3 protein-coding genes are annotated in these 2,987 nt (G+C 76.7%); all 3 read right to left on the minus strand.

The genetic code is table 11. The annotated features are described in order from the left end of the window. Positions 1-109 precede the first annotated feature (109 nt). Positions 110-1,474, minus strand: coding sequence for an FAD-linked oxidase C-terminal domain-containing protein (locus tag WML84_RS14350; protein WP_347346817.1), 1,365 nt, complete (start codon positions 1,472-1,474; stop codon positions 110-112). Beyond that, positions 1,471-1,866, minus strand: coding sequence for a YrdB family protein (locus tag WML84_RS14355; protein ID WP_347346818.1), 396 nt, complete (start codon positions 1,864-1,866; stop codon positions 1,471-1,473). The genes WML84_RS14350 and WML84_RS14355 overlap by 4 nt, the downstream gene beginning before the upstream one ends. A gap of 106 nt (positions 1,867-1,972) precedes the next feature. After that, positions 1,973-2,987, minus strand: a 1,015-nt coding sequence (locus WML84_RS14360; protein WP_347346819.1) for a hypothetical protein, incomplete at its 5' end; no start/stop codon positions are given.

Raw genomic sequence — 2,987 nt, forward strand, 5'->3', positions numbered from 1 at the left:
TCCTGGACGAGCCCGCGACGGAGCGCGTCGCGCGCGGCTGACGCCGTCCCCGCGCGGTGCCGCCCGCCCGCCACCGCGCGTGCCCGCTCCGCGACGGCCCGGACGGGCGTCAGAGGGCGAAGACCTTGCCCGGGTTCAAGATGCCGGTCGGGTCGAACACGCGCGTGATCCGGCGCTGCAGCTCCCACTGGTCGTCGCCGAGCTCGTCGGCCAGCCACCGGCGCTTGAGCACGCCGATGCCGTGCTCGCCGGTCAGGGTGCCGCCCAGACGCAGCGCCGAGCGGAAGAGGTCGTCCGCGGCATCCCAGATCTCGTCGGGCACCTCGGCGCCCTCGAACACGAAGTTCGGGTGCAGGTTGCCGTCGCCGGCGTGCGCGACGGTCGGGATCCGGATGCCGTGCTCCCGCTCCACGCGGGCGATCTCGTCGAACATGGCGGGGAGCATGCTGCGCGGCACCGAGACGTCCTCGATGAGGGTCGTGCCGAGCGTCTCCATCGCGGGATGCATCGCGCGCCGCACCGCGAGGAGCCGCTCGCCCTCCGCCTCGTCGGCCGCGACGCGCACCGTCCCGCCGACGGCGCGGAGCACGGCCGCGATCGCGTCGGCCTCGGCCGCCGCCGCGGGTCCGTCGGTCTGGATCGTCAGCTGCGCGGCATCCGCCGGCGGCGTCTCGAGCCCCAGCAGCGCGTGCGCGGCCGCGAGACAGGTCGCGTCCATGAGCTCCATGATCGCCGGCTGCGCCCCCGAGGCCGTGACGGCCGCCGAGCCCGCGGCCGCGGCGCGGACGCCGGGAAACGTCGCGACGATCGTGCGGACCTCGCCGGGCACGAGCCGGCGGAGCTTGAGCGTCGCGCCCACGACGACGCCGAGCGTGCCCTCCGAGCCGATCACGAGGGAGGTGAGGTCGAGGCCGGTGACGCCCTTGACGCTGCGATGGCCGAGATGCAGCAGGCGGCCGTCGGCGAGCACGAGGTCGACGCCGAGCACCGCGTCGCGGACGACGCCGTACTTCGCGCACAGCAGGCCGCCGGCGCCGGTCGCGATGTTGCCGCCGACCGTCGAGATCGCCCGGCTGGCCGGATCGGGCGCCCACCACAGGCCGTGCTCGGCGAGCACGGCGTTGAGATCGCCGTTGAGGATGCCGGGCTCCACGACCGCCAGCAGGTCGTCGGGACGGATCTCGAGGATGCGGGCCATGCCCAGCATCGACAGCGCGATCTCGCCCGGCCCCGCGTTCGCGCCGCCGGCGAGGCCGGTGCCGGCGCCGCGCGTCACGACGGGCGTGCCGGTGCGATGCGCGATGCGGAGCACGGCCTGCACGTCGGCGACGGATGCCGCGTGCACGACGGCGAGGGGAGCACCGGCCGAGGCGTGCCCGGACTTGTCGGCGCGCGCGGACTGGAGCGCCGCGGCATCCGTGTCGACGCGGTCGCCCAGCTCGGCCCGCAGCTGCGCGACGACGTCCGAGCTCATGCGCCCAGGCGCCGGCGTCCGGCGATGAGCCCCGTGGTGACGGCGACGACGGCGAAGCCGAGGCCGATCCAGGCCTGACCGCTGCTCCACCATGCGAGCGTCGCGGACGCGTAGACGAGCAGCTCGACGAGCGCGCGCACGAACGGGTGCACGCGCACGACCGCGCGCGGCGAGACGAACAGCGCCCACAGCAGGATCGCGAGGAGCGGTGCGCCGATGCCCACGACGAAGTTCCAGGGGAGGGGCCACGCGACGAAGCCCCACACCGCGAGCGTGCCGAACGCGAACAGCTCGCACAGGAAGGCGAGCACGTCGACCACGGTCAGCCGGGCGCGCATGCCGGCCGGCGGCGCGGCGGGCGGCTGGGGCTTGACGTGCGCGGTCTCGGACATGCGTCCAGTGTAGATGCTGGCCATGCGGCCGCCCCCGGGCAGGACGTCCGCGGGCCGGCGCCGGGCCGACGGCGCGGATCGTGGCACCCGCGGGGCCCGTGACCGGCTAGAGCAGACGGCGGATGATCGCCTCGAGGTCGATGAGGTCGCTGAGCGACGAGGTCGACCAGGGGCCGGCCAGGTCGCCGAGGACGTAGCGGACGTCGACGTCGGCGTCGGCGAGCAGCTCGCGCAGGGTGGGTCGCAGCGTGACCGTCCCCGCGCCCGCGGAGTCGAGCGTCACGAGCCCCTTGCTGCTGCCGTTCAGGAGCACCTCGACCGTCGAGCCCGGTGCGCCGGACAGCGGCACGTGGAGGTTGAGCTGGATGCCGATGAACTGGACGGTCGCCGAGCCCGCCGACGGCGCGCCGTCGGGCAGCTGAGGACCGGGGTCGACCGGGTCCGTCGGATCCGTCGGATCGGTCGGGCCGGGGTCGGTCGGGTCGGTGGGACCGGGATCGGTCGGGTCCGTCGGGCCGGGATCGGTCGGGTCGGTCGGACCGGGATCCGTGGGATCCGTCGGGCCGGGATCCGTCGGATCCGTGGGACCCGGGTTCGTGCCGGGACCGCTCGGACCGGGGTCCGTGGTCCCCGGGTCGGTCGGACCCGTGCCCGGCGCCGTGCCGCCGGGAGTCGTCGTGCCGGGGTCGGCGGGCGCGGCGCTCGGCGGGTTCGCCGGGGGCGGCACGGGCACGGACGCACCGGGCACGGGCAGGTTGCCGGGGCCGGGCGCGGAGGCATCCCCATCGGTCGGAGTGGTGTCGTCGGCGGTCGTGGACTCCGCGACCGACGACGTCGCGGGCGGGAGGAGCACGGCCGCGGTCACGGCGCCGCCGACCACGAGCGCACCGGCTGCGGCGACCGCGACCCACGCGCCCACCCCGGCCAGCAAACCGCCGGCCGCCGCGCCGGCGACGGCCGCGCCGGCCATGCCGGCGCCGGCAGCGGCGCCACCGCCTGCCGCCGACGCCCCCACCGCGGCGCCGGAGCCCGCACCCGCGCCGGCCGTCGTGACGGAGCCCGCACCGGCGCTCCCGCCGGCTGCCGCGCCGGAGCCCCCGCCTGCCGCGCCGGAGGCCGAG

Origin of the sequence: Microbacterium sp. (assembly GCF_039812165.1) — a bacterium.
Classification (GTDB): Bacteria; Actinomycetota; Actinomycetes; order Actinomycetales; family Microbacteriaceae; genus Microbacterium.

What these genes read in the sequence shown, in the direction of transcription:
- WML84_RS14350 (WP_347346817.1), bottom strand. Translation starts at nt 1,474, where the DNA reads ATGAGCTCGGACGTCGTCGCGCAGCTGCGGGCCGAGCTGGGCGACCGC.
- WML84_RS14355 (WP_347346818.1), bottom strand. Translation starts at nt 1,866, where the DNA reads ATGTCCGAGACCGCGCACGTCAAGCCCCAGCCGCCCGCCGCGCCGCCG.